The organism is Janibacter sp. HTCC2649 (genome assembly GCF_000152705.1).
Classification (GTDB): Bacteria; Actinomycetota; Actinomycetes; order Actinomycetales; family Dermatophilaceae; genus Knoellia.
This window is the reverse complement of record NZ_CH672413.1, coordinates 1,507,100-1,525,155: the sequence shown is the minus strand read 5'-3', so window position 1 is coordinate 1,525,155 and position 18,056 is coordinate 1,507,100. Positions and strand designations below refer to the sequence as shown.

At 67.7% G+C, this 18,056-nt stretch carries 16 protein-coding genes and 1 tRNA gene; 12 read left to right on the top strand and 5 right to left on the bottom strand.

The annotated features are described in order from the left end of the window. Window positions 1–10 precede the first annotated feature (10 nt). Complete coding sequence (locus JNB_RS07165) at window positions 11–679, bottom strand: FUSC family protein (protein WP_009775766.1); 669 nt, start codon at window positions 677–679, stop codon at window positions 11–13. Between the two features lie 522 nt (window positions 680–1,201). Here JNB_RS07165 and JNB_RS07160 point away from each other — a divergent pair. The 5 genes from JNB_RS07160 to JNB_RS07140 all read left to right on the top strand — a co-directional run bounded on the left by JNB_RS07160 (window position 1,202) and on the right by JNB_RS07140 (window position 6,413). Further along, window positions 1,202–1,275 (top strand) — tRNA-Met (locus JNB_RS07160). Between the two features lie 79 nt (window positions 1,276–1,354). Beyond that, window positions 1,355–2,041: a uridine kinase gene (locus JNB_RS07155; RefSeq protein WP_009775765.1), complete on the top strand. Its 687-nt coding sequence runs from the start codon at window positions 1,355–1,357 to the stop codon at window positions 2,039–2,041. A 173-nt stretch (window positions 2,042–2,214) separates the two neighbouring features. Next, window positions 2,215–3,630, top strand: coding sequence for an NAD(P)/FAD-dependent oxidoreductase (locus JNB_RS07150; RefSeq protein WP_009775764.1), 1,416 nt, complete (start codon window positions 2,215–2,217; stop codon window positions 3,628–3,630). A gap of 58 nt (window positions 3,631–3,688) precedes the next feature. Beyond that, window positions 3,689–4,975: a pitrilysin family protein gene (locus tag JNB_RS07145; RefSeq protein WP_009775763.1), complete on the top strand. Its 1,287-nt coding sequence runs from the start codon at window positions 3,689–3,691 to the stop codon at window positions 4,973–4,975. Window positions 4,976–5,054: 79 nt separating this feature from the next. After that, a complete protein-coding gene (locus JNB_RS07140; RefSeq protein WP_009775762.1) occupies window positions 5,055–6,413 on the top strand; it encodes a pitrilysin family protein in 1,359 nt (452 codons plus the stop codon). Window positions 6,414–6,431: 18 nt separating this feature from the next. Here JNB_RS07140 and hisN read toward each other — a convergent pair whose 3' ends face one another. Further along, window positions 6,432–7,214, bottom strand: a complete 783-nt coding sequence (gene hisN, locus JNB_RS07135) for a histidinol-phosphatase (protein ID WP_040884361.1) — start codon at window positions 7,212–7,214, stop codon at window positions 6,432–6,434. A gap of 196 nt (window positions 7,215–7,410) precedes the next feature. Between hisN and JNB_RS07130 the strand changes: the two genes are divergently transcribed. From JNB_RS07130 to JNB_RS07110, 5 genes are all read left to right on the top strand, one after another. Next, window positions 7,411–9,060 (top strand): ABC transporter substrate-binding protein, encoded by a 1,650-nt coding sequence (locus tag JNB_RS07130; protein ID WP_009775760.1) that lies wholly within the window; start codon window positions 7,411–7,413, stop codon window positions 9,058–9,060. Between the two features lie 281 nt (window positions 9,061–9,341). Then, window positions 9,342–10,271 (top strand): ABC transporter permease, encoded by a 930-nt coding sequence (locus tag JNB_RS07125; protein WP_009775759.1) that lies wholly within the window; start codon window positions 9,342–9,344, stop codon window positions 10,269–10,271. After that, window positions 10,264–11,184, top strand: coding sequence for an ABC transporter permease (locus JNB_RS07120; protein ID WP_009775758.1), 921 nt, complete (start codon window positions 10,264–10,266; stop codon window positions 11,182–11,184). The genes JNB_RS07125 and JNB_RS07120 overlap by 8 nt, the downstream gene beginning before the upstream one ends. Before the next feature lie 16 nt (window positions 11,185–11,200). Further along, on the top strand, window positions 11,201–12,235 hold the full coding sequence (locus JNB_RS07115; protein WP_009775757.1) for an ABC transporter ATP-binding protein: 1,035 nt from the start codon (window positions 11,201–11,203) through the stop codon (window positions 12,233–12,235). Further along, complete coding sequence (locus JNB_RS07110) at window positions 12,228–13,451, top strand: ABC transporter ATP-binding protein (protein WP_009775756.1); 1,224 nt, start codon at window positions 12,228–12,230, stop codon at window positions 13,449–13,451. The genes JNB_RS07115 and JNB_RS07110 overlap by 8 nt, the downstream gene beginning before the upstream one ends. A 160-nt stretch (window positions 13,452–13,611) precedes the next feature. Here JNB_RS07110 and rsgA read toward each other — a convergent pair whose 3' ends face one another. From rsgA to JNB_RS07095, 3 genes are read right to left on the bottom strand one after another with little or no spacing between them, the layout of a single operon-like run. Further along, window positions 13,612–14,643, bottom strand: coding sequence for a ribosome small subunit-dependent GTPase A (rsgA, locus tag JNB_RS07105; protein ID WP_009775755.1), 1,032 nt, complete (start codon window positions 14,641–14,643; stop codon window positions 13,612–13,614). Beyond that, window positions 14,643–15,941: a 3-phosphoshikimate 1-carboxyvinyltransferase gene (gene aroA, locus JNB_RS07100; RefSeq protein ID WP_009775754.1), complete on the bottom strand. Its 1,299-nt coding sequence runs from the start codon at window positions 15,939–15,941 to the stop codon at window positions 14,643–14,645. The genes rsgA and aroA overlap by 1 nt, the downstream gene beginning before the upstream one ends. Continuing rightward, window positions 15,928–16,467, bottom strand: a complete 540-nt coding sequence (locus tag JNB_RS07095; protein WP_040883643.1) for a DoxX family protein — start codon at window positions 16,465–16,467, stop codon at window positions 15,928–15,930. The genes aroA and JNB_RS07095 overlap by 14 nt, the downstream gene beginning before the upstream one ends. Window positions 16,468–16,577: 110 nt before the next feature. Between JNB_RS07095 and JNB_RS07090 the strand changes: the two genes are divergently transcribed. Both JNB_RS07090 and JNB_RS07085 read left to right on the top strand, forming a co-directional pair. Next, window positions 16,578–17,420, top strand: coding sequence for an SOS response-associated peptidase (locus JNB_RS07090; protein ID WP_009775752.1), 843 nt, complete (start codon window positions 16,578–16,580; stop codon window positions 17,418–17,420). Continuing rightward, complete coding sequence (locus tag JNB_RS07085) at window positions 17,417–18,049, top strand: alpha/beta family hydrolase (RefSeq protein WP_009775751.1); 633 nt, start codon at window positions 17,417–17,419, stop codon at window positions 18,047–18,049. Before JNB_RS07090 ends, JNB_RS07085 begins: the two co-directional genes overlap by 4 nt. Window positions 18,050–18,056 lie beyond the last annotated feature (7 nt).

Here is an 18,056-nt window from a genome sequence, read left to right as displayed (position 1 = left end):
ACCGCCGCGCTCACCACTCGTGAGCGCGGCGGTTCTGTATGGCCAGGATCGCGATGGCAACAACAGCGCCAATGACGGTCTCGACCCCCCGGTCAAAGAGCAGGTGCGGTGCAGTTTGCGATGCGCCGAGCTGGCCCATGAGCAGCGCCATCGGCGTGATGAAGAGCAGAGCCAAGCCGTAGTTGCGGCCGATCAGCAGCTCAGTGACGATCTGCAGGACGACGACCACGAGGACGAGAGTCACCGGTTCGAGTTCGAGGAGCAGCAGCGGCACACTCGTCACCAGCCCCAGCAGGGTTCCGGCGATGCGGTGACCCGCGCGCAGCGCCTGGTGCCCTCGGCCGCGGACGCTCAGGGGAGCTGCGGCGGCGACCATGGCCCACCACGGGTGGCCGATCCCGGCCACGGAGGAAATCGCACCAGCGATCCCCACCGCGATCATGAACCGCATCGGGTCCGGGCCCCAGGGTGAGCGCAGCTGGGGCGGCGGGTGGCCCGGTGATCGGGTGGCCACTGCGCGGATGTTGCCCACGACGAGCGCAAACGCAGCGCTCGATCCACTGACCGTCAGGGCGACGCCGACGTCGGACCACCCTCCCGGCGCTGAGGCCACGGTGCCGAAGGCGAAGATCATGAAGAGCGGCCCGGGGGGATGCCAGTCGAGCGCCGTCGAGAGCATGGATCCCCCCCCCGGCAACGAGGGCGGAGACGAGCACCAGGACCCACGGCCCGGCGCCCGTGGCAGCCACGACAGAGCCCAACCCCACCGCGGCAACGAGGGAGACACCTGCCGTTGCCTGCATCACCGCTCGAGGGAGGTGCACGTGGTTGCGCCCGTAGAGCGATGCGAAGGCTCCGAAGGCGGCATACAACGCCCACGGTGTCCGGTCGAGGGCGATGACAGCCAGGAGGGGAACGGCCACGCTGAGGCCGGCTCGAAGTGCGACGCGGTGCGACCCAGGTGGCACCGGGTTGAGTCGCACAAGGTCCCGAACGCCGAAGTCAAGGGTGCGTGGCCTCGAGGGTCCGGCCCGATCCTTGTGCGGCATGGGCGCCATCCTCCCACCGAGTTTGACGGCGTCCCCGTGGCCGGGGCCGGCGGCTGGGAAGCAGGAATGCCTTCCGGCTGAACCGATTTGGCGCACGGGCCAGTGTCCCGTAACCTTGGGGGCACCGAGAGGCCGCAAGGTCACTCACCCGACGCGGGGTGGAGCAGCTCGGTAGCTCGCCGGGCTCATAACCCGGAGGTCGCAGGTTCAAATCCTGCCCCCGCTACGAAACTTCAGGCCCGGAATCCTCGGATTCCGGGCCTGAAGCCGTTTCCCGACATGACTCAACTTCTGGCGAGGACTTCATGGGCGTGACCGCAGCACCGGGCCGGACCGACCTGATGGACCGCATCGCGCGGCACCTCGTCGAGAAGCGGCCCGGGCAACGACTGCGCGTGGGGGTGGACGGGGTGTGTGGCGTCGGCAAGACGACCTTCGCCGGCGAGCTCGCAACTGCCGTGGAGGCACTCGGTCGCCCGGCCATCCATGTCGACTCCGACGGCTTCCACCACCTCCGCGAGCGCCGCTACCGGCAGGGCCGCGAGTCGGCACGTGGCTACTACGACGACGCGTACGACCTCGACTCGCTCGTGGAGCGTGTGCTCTTGCCGCTGGGCCCCGGTGGCAGCGGCGAGTTCGCTGAACGCGTCCACGACCTGCCGTCCGACGCGGTCATCACCGATGAGACTGCCCTGGCTCCGCCCGGCGCCGTCGTGCTTTTTGGCGCGACGTTCATCCAGCGTGACGACACGCGTGCTCACTGGGACGAGGTGATCTACCTCGATGCTGATGAAAGTGTCGCGATGCAGCGAGGAGTCGCTCGAGACAGCCGCCAGCTCGGTGGGGCCGAGCAGGCTCGGGCGGCCTACGACAACCGCTACATGGCGGCCTGCCGGATCTACCTGGCGGAGCAGGACCCGCAGGCCAGGGCGTCGATCCTCGTGGACCACACGGATCCACAGGATCCGATCCTGCGCCGGCTGGGGGAGTAGCGCACTTCACGCCATCCGTGGCGCTCGCGGGGCGTGAGGTCCGATAGCATGGAGGAGATCAGGAACGCACTGGTCGCAACCCACACCACAACGGCGTGTCGTCACCTGACGACTCGCCGTTTTTTGCATCTAGCACCTCTGGCAACACGAGGTGGTCTCTCGGGAGGCACAGCATGGCCCCGCACCGCGTAGTCGTCATCGGATCTGGCTTCGGCGGGCTCTTCGGAACCCAGGCGCTGAAGCGACGTGACGACATCGAGGTCACCCTCGTCGCCAAGACGACCCACCACCTGTTCCAGCCCCTTCTCTACCAGGTCGCGACCGGCATCCTGTCCGAGGGCGGGATCTCCCCGAGCACGCGCGAGATCCTGGCCGGGCAGAAGAACGCCCGCGTCATCCTTGGCACGGTGGTCAACATCGACCTCGAGGCCAAGACGGTCACCAGCGAGGTCCTCGGTCGCGAGACCGTGACGCCGTTCGACACCCTGCTCGTCGCAGCCGGTGCCGGGCAGTCCTACTTCGGCAACGACCACTTCGCCGAGTACGCCCCGGGTATGAAGAGCATCGATGACGCCCTCGAGCTGCGCGGCCGCATCTTCGGGGCCTTCGAGTGGGCCGAGCTGGCCACCGCACCGGCAGAGCGCGACCGCTACCTCACGTTCGTCGTGGTCGGTGCTGGGCCCACGGGGGTCGAGATGGCCGGTCAGATCGCTGAGCTTGCGCACCGCACCCTCAAGAGGGACTTCCGGGCCATCGACACGCGCCAGGCGCGGATCGTCCTGCTCGACGCCGCACCCCAGGTCCTGCCGTCCTTTGGTGATCGTCTCGGCGACGCCGCCAAGAACCGCCTCACCAAGATGGGTGTCGAGGTCGAGCTCGGCACCAAGGTCGTCGGGGTCGACTCCACGGGTATCGACATCGAGAAGGCCGACGGGACGCACTCACGCATCGAGGCCATGACCAAGGTGTGGGCCGCGGGTGTCCAGGGCTCCGAGCTGGGCGCGATGCTGGCCAACCAGTCCGACGCCGAGCTCGACCGTGCCGGACGAGTCAAGGTCAACCCCGACCTCACCCTTCCGGGCCGCCCCGACGTCTACGTCGTTGGTGACATGGCCGCGCTCGACAACCTGCCGGGTGTGGCACAGGTCGCGATCCAGGGTGCGAAGTACGCCGCCAAGCACCTCAAGGCTCGCCTCGACGGCAAGCCCGCACCCGAACCCTTCTCGTACTTCGACAAGGGTTCGATGGCGACCATCTCGCGCTTCAGCGCGGTCGCGAGTGTCGGCAAGCTGCGCTTCTCCGGCTTCCTCGCATGGGTGCTGTGGCTCGCGATCCACATCGTCTACCTCATCGGCTTCAAGCAGCGCATCACCACGCTCCTCCACTGGATGGTGAGCTTCATCGGGCGCGGCCGCTCGGAGCGGACCGTGACGGCGCAGCAGATCCTGGCGCGCAACATCATCCGCAAGATGGCACCCGAGGACCTGCCCAAGCTCCCCGTGGTCGAGTCGGATCACATCGCGCCCGACCGGGTCGAGCCCGCCGATCGGACCGCGCCGGACGTGGCCGCGGCCGAGCACGCGAGCTGACCGAACGGCATACCGGCGGGTCAGCGAGCCTTGCGGGGACGCCACGTAGGGTGGCGTCATGCCGCTCGACTACCCGGTCCATGAGCGCACGCTGCCCAACGGTTTGCGTGTCGTCGTCTCGCCGGACCCCAGCGTTCCCAATGTCACCGTCAACATCTGGGTGGGAGTGGGCTCACGCCACGAAGCCGCCGGGCGAACCGGATTCGCGCACCTCTTCGAGCACCTGATGTTCCAGGGGTCGCGCGCCGTCGCGAGTGGCGAGCACTTCGAGGCCCTGATGGCCCAGGGTGGCCGGCTCAACGCGACGACGTGGTTCGACCGGACCAACTACTTCGAGACCGTCCCGAAGGGGGCCCTCGAACTCGCACTCTGGCTCGAGGCTGACCGGCACGGTCACCTTCTCGACGCCGTGAACCAGGCCAACCTCGACAACCAGCGCGACGTCGTCAAGGAAGAGAAGCGGCAGCGCTACGACAACCAGCCCTATGGCAACGCGCTCATTGATGTCTACGCCGCGGTCTTCCCCGAGGGGCATCCCTACCACCACTCGACGATCGGTTCGATGGAGGATCTCGACGCCGCGAGCGTCGAGGACGTCCACGCGTTCTTCCGACGTCACTACGCGCCCGACAACACCGTCCTGACCCTGTGTGGTGACGTCACTCCCGATGACGGATTCGCCCTCGTGGAGCGCTATTTCGGCTCGATCGAGCCTCATCTCGAGACGCGCCGTGGACCGGTTGACGCACTCCCGCCGCTCACTGAGCCGGTGCGGGTGGAGCGTCGTGAGGACGTGCCCAACGACCGGCTGCACATCGCGTTCCGACTGCCCGTGGACGAGACCGAGGAGTTCAACGCCGCGAGCCTGGCCCTCGACGCCCTCGGCGGTCTCGCGTCATCGCGGCTGGTGCGACGGCTCGTGCGCAAGGAGCAGACCGCGCTCGGCGCCCATGCGACGTCGTGGGGCTTCGTCGACGGGGTGTCGCTCGGCTTCATCGTCATCGACATCGCCACCGAGGCCGACACCGACGAGGTCGAGGCCGCCCTCCTCGAGGAACTCGAACGCTTCGCCGTCGAAGGCCCCACGGAGGCCGAGATGGAGGCCGCTCTCGCGCAGGCCGAGCGCGGCTGGTTGTCGATGCTCGCGAGCCAGGAGGAGCGTGCGGACGCCATCTGCCACTACGCCCTGCTCCACGGAGAGCCACAGCTCGTCAACACCCACTTGGATCGACTGCGCGCCATCACGTCGGAGCAGGTGCGCGCCGCCGCTGCCACGTGGTTGCGTCCCGAGAGCCGCGCCGTCGTCGCCTACCGCGCCGACATCGAGACCGAAGAGGTCGCATGAGCATCACCCCACAAAGTTCTGCGCTCCTCCGGCCCATGCAGAGCATGGGACCCGACTCCGATACTTTGCGAGGACCCCGATGATCACCCCCACAGTCCCCAGGCCCGACGTCGCCCCACCCGAGGCCTGGGCCTTCCCGCTGCCCGACGAGTCGGTGACGGACAACGGCATACGACTTCTTTCGTATGCCGTTCCCGGCCAGTACGTCATCTCCGTGCGTCTCGTCGTGCCCCTGTCCCTGGCCGACGAACCCGCTGACCGAGAGGGCGTGGCCGCGATGACGGCCCGGCTGCTCGACGAGGGCACGGCGCGTCACTCGAGCGACGAGTTCGCCGAGCTGATGGAGCGCACCGGGATGGTGCTTGGCGCATCGGTCACCGACGGTGCACTGACGGTGGATGTCGATGTGCCGCAACGGTTCCTGCCCGCGGCCCTGGATCTCATGCGCCAGGCGCTGGCCGAACCGGTCTTCCCCGAGCCCGAGGTGCGACGCATCCTGCGCAGCCGCCTCGCCGAGATCGAACAGGAGCGTGCGTCCGCTCCCCACCGTGGCGCGCGCGAACTCACGGCCAACCTGTGGGCACCGACCGAGCGCGCCTCGCGGCCCACCGCTGGCACGCCGGACTCCATCGGGGCGATGTCGCGCGACGATGTCGTCGCCTTCCACCGTGCCCACGTGGGCCCACTGGGTGCCACTCTCGTCATCGCCGGGGACCTCGCTGACGTCGACGTTGCGCAGGTCGTGACCGAGGGGTTGGGCGGCTGGGTCAACCCCGACCACGTCCAGGCGACTCCCGCGCGCCCGCCAGTGGCCACGGGAGGAGCGACCCGCGTCGTCCTCGTCGATCGCCCGGGCTCGGTCCAGAGCGAGCTGTCCGTCGCGGCACCTGGTCCCGACCGCTCGATCGACACCGGCTGGGACCCCTACCCGGTGCTCTCGTTCATCGTCGGCGGCTCCCCGAGCGCTCGCGTGGACGCGGTCCTGAGAGAGGACAAGGGATACACCTACGGCATCCGCGCGAGCTTCCGGCCGCGCGCACGCGGAGGGTCCTTCATCACCGCAGGATCCGTGCGAGCCGACGCCACGGTCGACGCCTTGCGACTCCTTGTCGAGATCTTGGGTGAGGCGCGAAATGGCTTCTCCGACAGGGAGATTCGCGCGGGCGTCGACTACGTGGTGCAGACCGCTCCGGGGCGCTACGCCACGGCCGACGCGGTGGCGGACGAGGCGTCGGCCCTCGCGATCGAGGGGCTCCCGCTCGACTTCCAGACGACCACCCTGACCCGCATGGGAGAACTCGACAACGCACGTCTCACGACGGCATACAGCGATGTCGTCACGGGGGAGTGGGTCATCATCGTCGTCGGTGATGCGGCAGAGCTTCGTGACGGCATCGAGGCCCTCGATCTCGGCCCTGTGAAGGTCGTGCCCAACTGACCAGTGGTGTCGTTGCGGTCACAGACCTATGCGGGCCAGGACCTCGTCGTGCAGGAGGCCATTGGTCGCCACGGCGTTGCCTCCGAAGGGACCGTCCACACCCTGCAGTGAGGTGAAGCGGCCGCCGGCCTCGGTGACGATCGGGACGAGCGCCACCATGTCGTGCAGGTTGAGCTCCGGCTCGGCGGCGATGTCGACCGCACCTTCGGCGAGGAGCATGTAGGACCAGAAGTCGCCGTAGGCGCGTTCACGCCAGCAGTCACGGGCGAGGTCGAGGAACGCCTGCTGTCGGCCGACCGCCTCCCACGAGGACGCCGAGCTGTAGGACAGCGAGGCGTCGCTGATCCGGGAGACCTTCGAGACGCTCATGCGCTTCGCCGAGGTCAGGCTGCGGCCGACCCATGCGCCGCTGCCCAGGGCCGCCCACCACCGGCGGTTCAGGGCGGGAGCGGCGACCAGACCCAGCACGGGCTTGCCGTCGTCGATGAGCCCGATGAGGGTGCCCCACACGGGGACGCCGCGCACGAAGTTGTGGGTGCCGTCGATCGGGTCGATCACCCACTGGCGCGGTCCGTGTCCCGTGTTCTCCATCTCCTCGCCGATGACGGCGTCTCGTGGACGGGTCCGCTTGAGCTGCGAGCGGACGAGTTCCTCGGCGCTGCGATCCGCGTCGCTCACGAGGGTGAGATCCGGCTTGGACTCGACGTGCAGATCCTCAGCGCGAAAGCGCGAGACGGTCACTCGCTCGACGGCGTCCGCGAGGACATGGGCAAGTCGCAGGTCGTCGTCATAGGTCGGCACGTCCGTCACCGTAGCCGCTCGCGACGGTCACAATCGGGTCTCGGGTCGGTCACGCCTCTCCCGCGAGTCGCACTTGTGGTCTTTCATGGGGACCGCGTGCCCTTCCGGGGCATGCGGGGGCCACCCGACCGGGACCGGCTCTCACTTGATGTCCGTTCACTTTCCCTGGGACGGCTCTACACGTAGGAGGACATCCATGCGAGGAACCACTCGCACGGTGGCCGTTGCCGGTATTTCGGCGGCAGCCCTGCTTCTCGCAGGCTGCGGCGGCGGCGGCGACGACACGAAGACTGACACGACCGCCAAGACTGGCGGATCCATCTCCGTTCGTGGCTGCAACCCCGAGAACCCCCTGATCGCGGGCAACACGTCCGAGACCTGCGGTGGCAACGTGCTCGACGTCATCACGGCCAAGCTCGTCAAGTACAACGTTGAGACGGCCGCTCCCGAGAACGACATCGCGGAGTCGATCGAGACCACGGACAACCAGAACTTCACGGTCAAGCTCAAGAAGGACTACAAGTTCCAGGACGGCACTGTCGTCAAGGCCAAGAACTTCGTTGACGCGTGGAACTACACCGCTTACGGGCCCAACGCCCAGCTCGGTTCCTACTTCTTCGAGCCGATCGAGGGCTACGGCGACCTGCAGTCCGAGGACCCGGACGCTGACGGTCCCCAGAAGGCGCCCGCCCCCAAGGCCAAGGAGATGACCGGTCTCAAGGTCGTCGACGACAGCACCTTCACGATCAAGACGACCGACAAGGTCTCGAACCTTCCGGTTCGCCTCGGCTACACGGCCTTCGCGCCGCAGCCCGACTCCTTCTTCACGGACCCCAAGGCCTTCGGTGACAAGCCGATCGCTGCTGGTCCCTACAAGCTCGACAGCTGGACCAAGAACGCCGAGATCAAGCTCTCGAAGTTCGCGGACTACAGCGGAGCCAAGAAGGGCAACGTCGACAACATCACGTTCAAGATCTACCAGGACAGCGGTGCTGCCTACGCCGACGTCCAGGCGAACCAGCTCGACGTGACCGACGAGGTCCCGGCCAGCGCCCAGATCGACGACAAGTACAAGACCGACCTTCCGGACCGCAACCTCCAGAAGCCGGTCGGCGTCATCCAGACGATCACCACGGCCCCGACGGCAGTTGACCCCAACTACCCGCCGGCGATCCGCAAGGCCATCTCCATGGCGATCAACCGTGAGGCCATCATCAAGGCCATCTTCAACGGAACGCGCCAGCCGGCCACCGGTTGGGTCTCCCCAGTCGTTGACGGCTACAAGAAGGACGTCTGTGGCGAGTCCTGTGTCTATGACCCGGCCAAGGCCAAGGCTGCACTCGAGGCCGCTGGTGGCTTCAAGGGCAAGCAGATCACCCTCTCCTACAACGCTGACTCGTCGCACAAGGAGTGGACCGAGGCCACCTGCAACAGCATCAAGCAGGCGCTCGGTGTGAACTGTGTCGCCACCGGAGTCGTGGACTTCTCCACGTTCCGCAAGCAGATCCACGACCGGAAGATGACGGGCATGTTCCGTACCGGTTGGCAGATGGACTACCCGTCGATCGAGAACTTCCTCACGCCGATCTACGGCAAGGGCGCCTCGTCCAACGACGGTGACTACAACAACCCCGCGTTCGACGCCAAGCTCAAGGAGGCCGCTGCGGCCACCGACGCTGCCGCATCGAACAAGATCTACCAGGAGGCCGAGCAGATCCTGTCTGACGACATGGCCTCCATCCCGCTGTGGTACTCCACCACCACCATGGGTTGGTCCGACAAGGTCACCAACGTCAAGGTCACGCCCTTCGGTGTGCCTGACTACGCAAGCATCTCGCTGAAGTGACTCCCGCGTGTCGGGTGAGCACCTGACCCGACATACAGCAGGCTGTCGGCCTGCCGGCTTTTCGCCGGCAGGCCGACCGCATGCCGGGGGTCAAGACCCTCGGTGTGGGGCCCCTTCGCCCCCCAGATGTGTGACCCGCCTCACCGCCCATCAGGCGTCAGGTATGTTGCAGGTCTGGCTGGCCCACGAGGCCACTATCAGACTTCACGAGACGCGCGGATGCCGTCTCGCCGCGCCCGTCCGTTACCACGGAACGGGCCGACTGTGACACAGGAGGTGACATGGGCAAGTACATCGTCAGACGACTGCTGCAGATGATCCCGGTGGTTCTGGGAGCAACCTTCATCATTTTCGTCATGGTCTTCGCCCTGCCCGGAGACCCGACCTCCGGCAAGTGCGGCGAACGCCCGTGCTCGGCGGAGTATGTTGCAAAGTTCCGCGAGGAACACAACCTCAATGACTCGCTGCCCGTGCAGTACGGCAAGTACCTTGGCAAGTTCGTCCAGGGCGACCTCGGTACGAACTACTACGGGATCCCCGTCAAGGAGGACCTGGCCAAGCGCTACACCATCACGGGCCGCCTCGCCATCATGGCGATCCTGTTCGAGACGATCATCGGCGTGCTCGCCGGTGTCCTCGCAGGCGTGCGAAAAGGCAGGTTCATCGACAACCTCGTCACGGTGAGCACGCTGTTCGTCATCTCCATCCCCGTGTTCGTCATCGGCGTCTTCCTGCAGTACCTGGTCGGCATCAAGTGGGGGATCGTTGAACCCACCGTGCCCAGCCTGGATGCGCCGACCGCCTCCCTGATCCTGCCGGCCTTCGTGCTCGGCTCGCTGTCCATCGCCTACGTCGCACGACTCACGAGGACCAACCTCGTGGAGAACCTGCGTGCGGACTACGTGCGCACGGCGGCGGCCAAGGGTCTGACGAGGACGCGAGCGGTCGGGGTCCACACCCTGCGCAACTCCCTCATCCCGGTCGTCACCTTCATCGGTGCTGACTTCGGTGGCCTCCTCGGCGGTGCCATCGTGACCGAGCGCATCTTCAACATCCAGGGAGTGGGTGGCTACATCTGGAAGGGCATCAACTCCCGCGACGGTGTCGCCGTCGTCTCTGCGGTGACCGTGCTCGTCATCGTGTACCTGCTCGTCAACCTGCTCGTCGACCTGCTCTACGGCGTGCTCGACCCGAGGATCAGCCATGACTGACACCATCGCTGCCACCGTCCAGCCCGGAGCTGCCGACGACGTGGGCGAGGCTCGCTCGCTCGCCCAGGACGCCTGGCGCTCGCTGCGCAAGAACAAGATGTTCTGGATCTCGGTCACGCTCATCGGGCTGTTCGTCCTCATGGCGATCTGGCCGTCGCTGTTCACCAGGACCGACCCGACGTTCGGCGACATCAACAATGTGCGCGACCGGCCCAGCGGTTCCCACTGGTTCGGCACCGACACCCAGGGCTACGACATCTACGCGCGCACGATCTACGGTGCCCGCGCGTCGATCATCGTCGGAGTCCTGACGTCACTGGCGACGCTCATCGTCGGCGGCGTCATCGGCGTCGTCGCAGGCTTCTACGGCGGCTGGCTGGACTCCCTGACCTCGCGTGTCACGGACATCTTCTTCGCGATCCCGCTGCTCCTCGGCGGCATCCTCTTCATGGCGAGCTTCCCCAACAAGCCGGACACGAACTACTTCGTGGTGGTCGGCAAGGTCGTGCTCACGCTGACGATCTTCGGGTGGCCCTCGATTGCCCGCCTCATGCGCTCAAGCGTCCTGCAGGTCAAGCCCAACGAGTACGTCCTCGCTGCTCGCGCCCTGGGTGCGAGCCCGTGGCGGATCATCCGGTCGCACATCCTGCCCAACGCGCTCGCGCCGGCGATCGTTGTCACGACGATCAACCTCGGCGCGTTCATCGTGGCCGAGGCGACCCTGTCGTTCCTGGGGATCGGGTTGACCTACCCGGCGATCTCCTGGGGTGTCGCGATCAGCGACGCGCTGAGTGCGATCCGTACGTACCCGCACGTTCTCTTCTTCCCCAGTCTGTTCCTCAGCCTCGCGGTCCTGGCGTTCATCCTGCTCGGCGATGCCGTGCGTGACGCTTTCGACCCGAAGTCTCGATGAGCAGGAGGAGCCACAAGTGACCACCACCACCCAGAAGTCCGCCGTTCCGGAGTCGAGCTACAAGCCCGACTCCGACGGTCTCCTGCTCGAGGTCGACAACCTCTTCGTCGAGTTCCACACCTCCGAGGGCGTCGCCAAGGCGATCAACGGCGTCTCGTTCGACCTGCGTCAGGGCGAGACCCTCGCGATCCTCGGTGAGTCCGGCTCGGGCAAGTCCGTGACCGCTCAGGCGATCATGGGCATCCTCGACATGCCGCCGGCCGTCATCCCGTCAGGGGCCATCCGCTACTGCGGCCATGACCTCCTGACGATGCCCGAGGAGGAGCGGCGCAAGTCGCGCGGCCCGGAGATCTCGATCATCTTCCAGGACGCTCTGAGCTCGCTCAACCCGACCTTCCCGGTCGGGTGGCAGATCGGTGAGATGTTCCGGCAGCACCGGGGCATGAACAAGTCGGACGCCTACGCCCAGGCCGTCCGCCTCATGGAGCGTGTCGCCATCCCCGGAGCCAAGGAGCGGGTCAAGAACTACCCGCACCAGTTCTCGGGCGGTATGCGTCAGCGCATCATGATCGCCATGGCCATTGCCCTCGACCCGGCGGTGCTCATCGCCGACGAGCCGACCACCGCGCTCGACGTGACCGTCCAGGCGCAGATCATGGCCCTGCTCGCTGAGCTCCAGGAGGAGCGCCAGATGGGCCTCATCCTCATCACCCACGACCTCGGTGTCGTGGCGGATGTCGCCGACCGCGCAGCGGTCATGTATGCCGGTCGCATCGTTGCGCAGGCAGGCATCGAGGACCTCTACGCCCACCCGGCGCACCCCTACACGCGTGGTCTGCTCGAGTCGATCCCGCGTCTGGACCAGAAGGGCCAGACGCTGGCGGCCATCGGTGGTCTCCCGCCCAACCTCACCCGCATCCCGCAGGGGTGCGCATTCAACCCGCGTTGCCGCATGGCCCAGGACATCTGCCGCACCGACGAGCCGGCTCTGCGCCGTGTCGGTCAGCAGCAGTCCGCCTGCCACTTCGCCGAGGAGGTCCTCAATGGCTGACGTCATCCTCAAGGCTGACAACCTGTTCAAGCACTACCCGATCAAGGGTGGTGTCCTGCGTACGACGACTGGTCACGTCAAGGCCGTTGACGGTGTCTCGTTCGAGCTGAACCGCGGCGAGACGCTCGGCATCGTGGGCGAGTCCGGCTGTGGCAAGTCCACCCTGGGTCGGGTGCTCATGCGACTCGAGGAGCCCACGTCGGGCACCGTGAACTTCGACGGTGTCGACATGTACTCACAGAGCGGATCCGCGATGCGCAAGGTGCGTCGCGACATCCAGATCGTGTTCCAGGACCCCTACACGTCGCTCAACCCGCGCAAGACGGTCGGCGACATCATCGGCGAGCCGTTCGAGATCCACCCCGATGTCCTGCCCAAGGGTGGACGCAAGGCTGCGGTCAAGGAACTGCTCGACCTCGTGGGGCTCAACCCCGAGCACATCAACCGCTACCCGCACCAGTTCTCGGGCGGTCAGCGTCAGCGCATCGGCATCGCCCGAGGCATTGCGCTGCGGCCCAAGGTCCTCATCTGCGACGAGCCGGTCTCTGCGCTCGACGTGTCGGTGCAGGCACAGGTCATCAACCTCATGGAGAAGCTGCAGGACGAGCTCGGCCTGTCCTACATCTTCATCGCGCACGACCTCTCCGTCGTCCGTCACATCTCCGACCGCGTCGGCGTGATGTACCTCGGGCGCATGGTCGAGCTCGGCACCGAGGAAGAGATCTACCAGCGGCCGACGCACCCCTACACGCAAGCCTTGCTCTCGGCGGTTCCGGTCCCAGACCCGACGATGCGTGGCAAGCGTGAGCAGATCGTCCTCTCCGGTGATGTCCCGTCGCCGGCGAACCCGCCGTCGGGCTGCCGCTTCCACACGCGGTGCTTCAAGGCGCAGGACAGCTGCAAGGTCGACGACCCCGAGCTGGTGGACCGTCCCGACGGCGTCGCAGCCCACCGTTCGGCCTGCCTGTTCGCCGAGCCGCGGGTCATCGTCGAGACGATCGACGTCTCCGACGTCGAGGTGGACACGCGGTTCGCGTCGACCGACGTCATCGACCAAGACGCGTTCAACGAGGACGGCGGCGTGCTCCCGGCAGACGCCGCCACCATGGCGGAGCGTTCCCACGCCACGGGCGAGGAAGGTCCGTTGGATCGTCCGCACGACACCCACCGGGTCATCGACAACGAGCCGAACGAGAAGCCCGGCCCGAACGTCTGATCCGCTGACACACAGCACGAGGTATGCCGCCCGCTCACCAGAGCGGGCGGCATACCTTTTGTCTGGAGCGGGAACCCCACTTCGTGCCCCGCACGGACGGCGAAGGGGCCTCGGCTGGTGTTTCGTGTCCGTACGGGGCACGAAGTGGGATGCGTGTTGGTCAGTCGCCGGTCTGGGGGTTGCGGGTGCGCAGGAGTCGGCGCAACGACTCGAGGCGCGAGACGCCGGACGGCCCGGCGTGGCCGTCGGCCACCCACTCGTCCAGGGCGCACTCCTCTTCGTCGTGCGAACACCCACGGGGGCAGTTGCCCGTGCCCGCCTCGAGCTCGGGGAAGTGCGTGACGATGCGTTCGGGGTCGACGTGGGCGAGGCCGAAGGAGCGGATGCCCGGAGTGTCGATGACCCATCCGTCGCCGTCGGGCAGGCGCAGGGCCACGGCGGACGTGGAGGTGTGACGACCGCGTCCGGTCACGTCATTGACGACGCCGACGGCGCGATAGGCGTTGGGGACAAGGGCATTGACGAGGGTGGACTTGCCCACTCCGGAGTGTCCGACGAGGACGCTGACGTGTCCTCGCAGGGCGTCCCGGACGGCTTCCAGGCCGTCGGTGCCATCGCTCTCGGTCGTTGCCGTGATGACGCTCGGCACCTCGAGGGGTGCGTAGTTCTCGAGGAACGGAGCCGGGTCCGCGAGGTCTGCCTTGGTGAGGGCCAGCAGTGGAGACATGCCGGCGTCGTAGGCCGCGACGAGGCAGCGGTCGATGAGCCTCGGTCGGGGTTCGGGATTGGCCAGTGCGCAGACCACGACGAGCTGGTCGGCGTTGGACACGATGACGCGCTCGACCGGGTCGGTGTCGTCAGCCGTGCGACGCAGGAGGGTTCGACGGGCTCCCACCCGCACGACGCGGGCCAGTGCGTCGGGGCTGCCGGAGACGTCACCGACGAGGAAGACGTCGTCACCGACCACGATGCCCTTGCGGCCGAGCTCGCGTGCCCGCATGGCCGTCACCGTGCGCTCCTGGCCGGTGCCGGGCTCCATGAGGACGTGGTAGCGACCACGGTCGACGCCGATGACCATGCCGGGGACGGCATCAAGGTGGGCCGGACGGTCCTTGGACCGCGGACGACTGCCACGCTTGTTGGGCCGGATCCGGGCGTCGGACTCGTCGTAGTCGCTCGTGGAGCGTGCCATCAGGCAGAGCGTCCCTGGGAGTCGGGATGGCCGAGCATGTGGGCCCACAGGTCGGTGAACGTGGGCAGCGTCTTCGCGACCGTGCCGACGTCCTCGATGACCACTCCGGGGACGGCGAGCCCGATGACGGCACCGGCCATGACCATGCGGTGGTCGCCGTAGGTGTGGAACATCGTGGGGGAGAGGGGCCGCGGCACGATGTGCAGACCGTCCGCGGTCTCGGTGACCGTGGCCCCGAGCGCGTTGAGCTCGCGCGCGAGCGCCGCCAACCGGTCGGTCTCGTGCCCACGAATGTGGGCGACGCCGCGGATGAGACTGGGCCCCTGGGCGAGCGCTGCGAGGGCTGCCACGACGGGGGTGAGCTCGCTGGCGTCGTGGAGGTCCACGTCGACGCCGCTGAACCCGTCGACGGCGCTCACCGTGAGGCCGTCACGGCCGAGGCTCACGTCCGCGCCCATCTCGTCGAGGATGTCGCGGATCTCGTCGCCGGCCTGAGTGGTGTGCTGCGGCCAGCTGGAGATGCGGACCCTGCCGCCGGTGACGAGCGCGGCTGCGAGGAAGGGCGCGGCGTTGGAGAGGTCCGGCTCGATCTGGACGTCGAGCGGATTGAGCGGACCGGGCTCGACCCGCCACGTGTCCGCCTCGGTGTCGTCGACGTCGGCACCGGCGTCACGCAGAGCCTCGACCGTCATGTCGATGTGCGGCTGGCTGGGGACGGGCTCGCCCTGGTGGTGGATCGTCACGCCCTGGTCGTAGTGCGGGGCAGAGAGCAGGAGAGCGGAGATGAACTGGGACGACGCCGAGGCATCCAGGGTGACGTCACCGCCGCGCACGGAGCCCGTTCCACGCACGGTGAACGGCAGGGCGCCACGACCGTCGTCATCGAGGTCGACACCGAGGTGTCGCAGGGCGTCTAGGGCCGGACCCATGGGACGCGTGCGGGCATGCGGGTCGCCGTCGAAGCGGACGGCCCCGCGCGCGAGCGCAGCCAGAGGTGGGACGAAGCGCATGACCGTGCCAGCAAGGCCACAGTCGATGTCGGCCGGACCCATGACCTCGCCAGGGGTGACGAGCCAGTCGTCACCGTCGACGTCATCGATGCCGACGCCCAGGCCACCCAGGGCCTGCGCCATGAGCAGGGTGTCGCGTGAGCGCAACGGGGAGCGCAACCGTGAGACTCCGCCTGCGCGCGCGGCGAGGACGAGGAAGCGGTTGGTCAGCGACTTGCTGCCGGGGAGGTCGATCGTCGCGGCGACCGGGCCTTCGGCAGCGGGGCAGGTCCAGTCAGGTGAGGGCATTCTGTGCCTGGACCGCCTTCAGTCGTGCCTCGCGCCGAGCAGCCTTGGCCACGTGACGGGCCTCGCGCTTGGTCGTGTGGGCGGTGCGTTGTGCGCGCTCTCCGGCGAGGTGGGCGCGGTAGGACAGGCTGGGCTTGCCATCGGTGTCGACAGCGGCGAGGAGCAGGCCGCCGAGCAGACCGAGATTCTTGAGGAACTGGATCTTCTGCTGGGCGCGGGTCTGGGGGTCGGACTCGTTCCAGAAAGCGTGTGCCGCAAGGGTGGTCGGCACCAAGGCTCCGGCCAGGACCGTCGAGGCAAGGCGAGGAACGTGACCCGTCGCCAGGAGCGCACCGCCACCGACCATGGCCACACCGTTGGCGCGCACGAGGAGCTCGGGGTCGTCGGGCAGGCCGAGCTTCTTGGCCTGGCCAAGCACGGGTCGGGCGGCCTTGGCCTTGGCACCTGGGTGCTTGAGCTGGTCGAGACCTCCCACGACGAACATGGCAGCAAGCATGGGACGGGCAACACGACGCACCAAAGACATGCGTCCTCCTCAGGGTCGAAAACGGATCGTGGACCTTCTCCTACCGTAGTTGGTGCGTGCGGATCCGTGTCTTCGAGGGTCAGTCGGCGTCGGTGCGTACATTTGGTCGCATGTGCGGGCGCTACGCGGCCACGGCCAACCCAGACGAGCTGACCCTCGAGTTCGAGGTCGACGATGACCGCTCGGCCGAGCCCACGCGCAGCGTGCTCGTCAACCCGCAGTCGCCCCCGCCCGGAGCCCCCGACCACAACATGGCCCCGACCAAGCAGGCGCCCGTCGTGCTCACCCGGTCACCCCGTGGTGAGGCCGAGGCCGAGCCCACGCGCCAGCTCCGGCTGCTCACGTGGGGGCTGGTCCCCAGCTGGTCCAAGGACCCCAAGTCGGGGGTGCGCATGATCAATGCGCGCGCCGAGTCGGTCCTGGAGAAGCCGGCCTACGCCAAGGCGGCGGCGCGTCGTCGATGCCTAGTCCCGGCTCGGGGTTGGTACGAATGGCAGGTCTCGCCGACCGCGACCGACGCCAAGGGCAAGCCCCTCAAGCAACCGTTCTTCACCTCGCGCGACGACGGCTCGAACTGTGCCTTCGCTGGGCTCTACGAGTTCTGGCGCGACCCGGCCGTCGCCGACAACGACGACCCCGCCGCGTGGTTGACCACCTTCACGATCATCACGACCGAGGCGGAGCCGGGCCTGGACCGCATCCACGACCGGCAGCCGCTCGTCCTCGATCCGGCTGACTGGGAGGCCTGGCTCGACCCGTCGCTCACCGACGTCGGACACGTGGCCACACTCCTGGAGCCGCGCGATCCGGGCCGCTTCACGGCATACCCCGTCTCTCGGGCGGTCAGCAGCAACCGCTCCAACGGACCGCAGCTGCTGGACCCGCTCCCCGAGTCCGAACTGCGCGGCGTCGTCGACCCCATGACCGGCGAGATCATCGGGTTGCCGTCATGACGACGCGACGACTCGTCGAGGTCTCGACACCTCTGGGACCTGCCCACGCCCACGTGGTTCGGCCGCCACACGCTCGCGGCACCGTCGTCCTCACCCATGGCGCGAGTGGGGGACTCGGCGGCGTCGACCTCAATGCCGTGCGGGACGGGCTCGTCGAGAGTCGCTGGGCGGTCGCCTTCGTGCAGCAGGCATGGGGCGTTGCCGGACGGCGTATGCCGCCGCGTCCCGTCCCGCAGGACGAGGCCTGGCTTCCCGTGGTCCAGGCGCTGCGCGCTGGTCGGGGGCGGCTGCCGGGGCCGCTGGTCCTGTCGGGCAAGAGCAACGGCGCGCGCGTCAGCTGCCGCACGGCGGCCGATCTCGGGGCTGACGCCGTGCTCTGCCTGTCGTTCCCGCTGCACCCACCCGGCAAGCCCGAGGTCTCGCGTGCCGACGAGCTGCGCCTCCCGATCGGCGCCGGCATCCCCCTGCACGTGGTCCAGGGGGAGCGCGACCCGTTCGGCACCCCAGACGAGGTGCGAGCGGAACTCAGGGACGCGGCATACGTCACCGCTGTCAAGGGTGAGCACACGATCAGGGTCACCGGTCCGCTCGTCGACGCTGCCCGAGCGTTCGTCGAGACGCTGGCCTGACCTCAGG

Excerpts from the sequence above, each read along its gene's own strand:
- JNB_RS07165 (WP_009775766.1), bottom strand. The coding sequence starts at position 679 with ATGCTCTCGACGGCGCTCGACTGGCATCCCCCCGGGCCGCTCTTCATG.
- JNB_RS07155 (WP_009775765.1), top strand. The coding sequence starts at position 1,355 with ATGGGCGTGACCGCAGCACCGGGCCGGACCGACCTGATGGACCGCATC.
- JNB_RS07150 (WP_009775764.1), top strand. The coding sequence starts at position 2,215 with ATGGCCCCGCACCGCGTAGTCGTCATCGGATCTGGCTTCGGCGGGCTC.
- JNB_RS07145 (WP_009775763.1), top strand. The coding sequence starts at position 3,689 with ATGCCGCTCGACTACCCGGTCCATGAGCGCACGCTGCCCAACGGTTTG.
- JNB_RS07140 (WP_009775762.1), top strand. The coding sequence starts at position 5,055 with ATGATCACCCCCACAGTCCCCAGGCCCGACGTCGCCCCACCCGAGGCC.
- JNB_RS07130 (WP_009775760.1), top strand. The coding sequence starts at position 7,411 with ATGCGAGGAACCACTCGCACGGTGGCCGTTGCCGGTATTTCGGCGGCA.
- JNB_RS07125 (WP_009775759.1), top strand. The coding sequence starts at position 9,342 with ATGGGCAAGTACATCGTCAGACGACTGCTGCAGATGATCCCGGTGGTT.
- JNB_RS07120 (WP_009775758.1), top strand. The coding sequence starts at position 10,264 with ATGACTGACACCATCGCTGCCACCGTCCAGCCCGGAGCTGCCGACGAC.
- JNB_RS07110 (WP_009775756.1), top strand. The coding sequence starts at position 12,228 with ATGGCTGACGTCATCCTCAAGGCTGACAACCTGTTCAAGCACTACCCG.
- rsgA (WP_009775755.1), bottom strand. The coding sequence starts at position 14,643 with ATGGCACGCTCCACGAGCGACTACGACGAGTCCGACGCCCGGATCCGG.
- aroA (WP_009775754.1), bottom strand. The coding sequence starts at position 15,941 with ATGCCCTCACCTGACTGGACCTGCCCCGCTGCCGAAGGCCCGGTCGCC.
- JNB_RS07095 (WP_040883643.1), bottom strand. The coding sequence starts at position 16,467 with ATGTCTTTGGTGCGTCGTGTTGCCCGTCCCATGCTTGCTGCCATGTTC.
- JNB_RS07090 (WP_009775752.1), top strand. The coding sequence starts at position 16,578 with ATGTGCGGGCGCTACGCGGCCACGGCCAACCCAGACGAGCTGACCCTC.
- JNB_RS07085 (WP_009775751.1), top strand. The coding sequence starts at position 17,417 with ATGACGACGCGACGACTCGTCGAGGTCTCGACACCTCTGGGACCTGCC.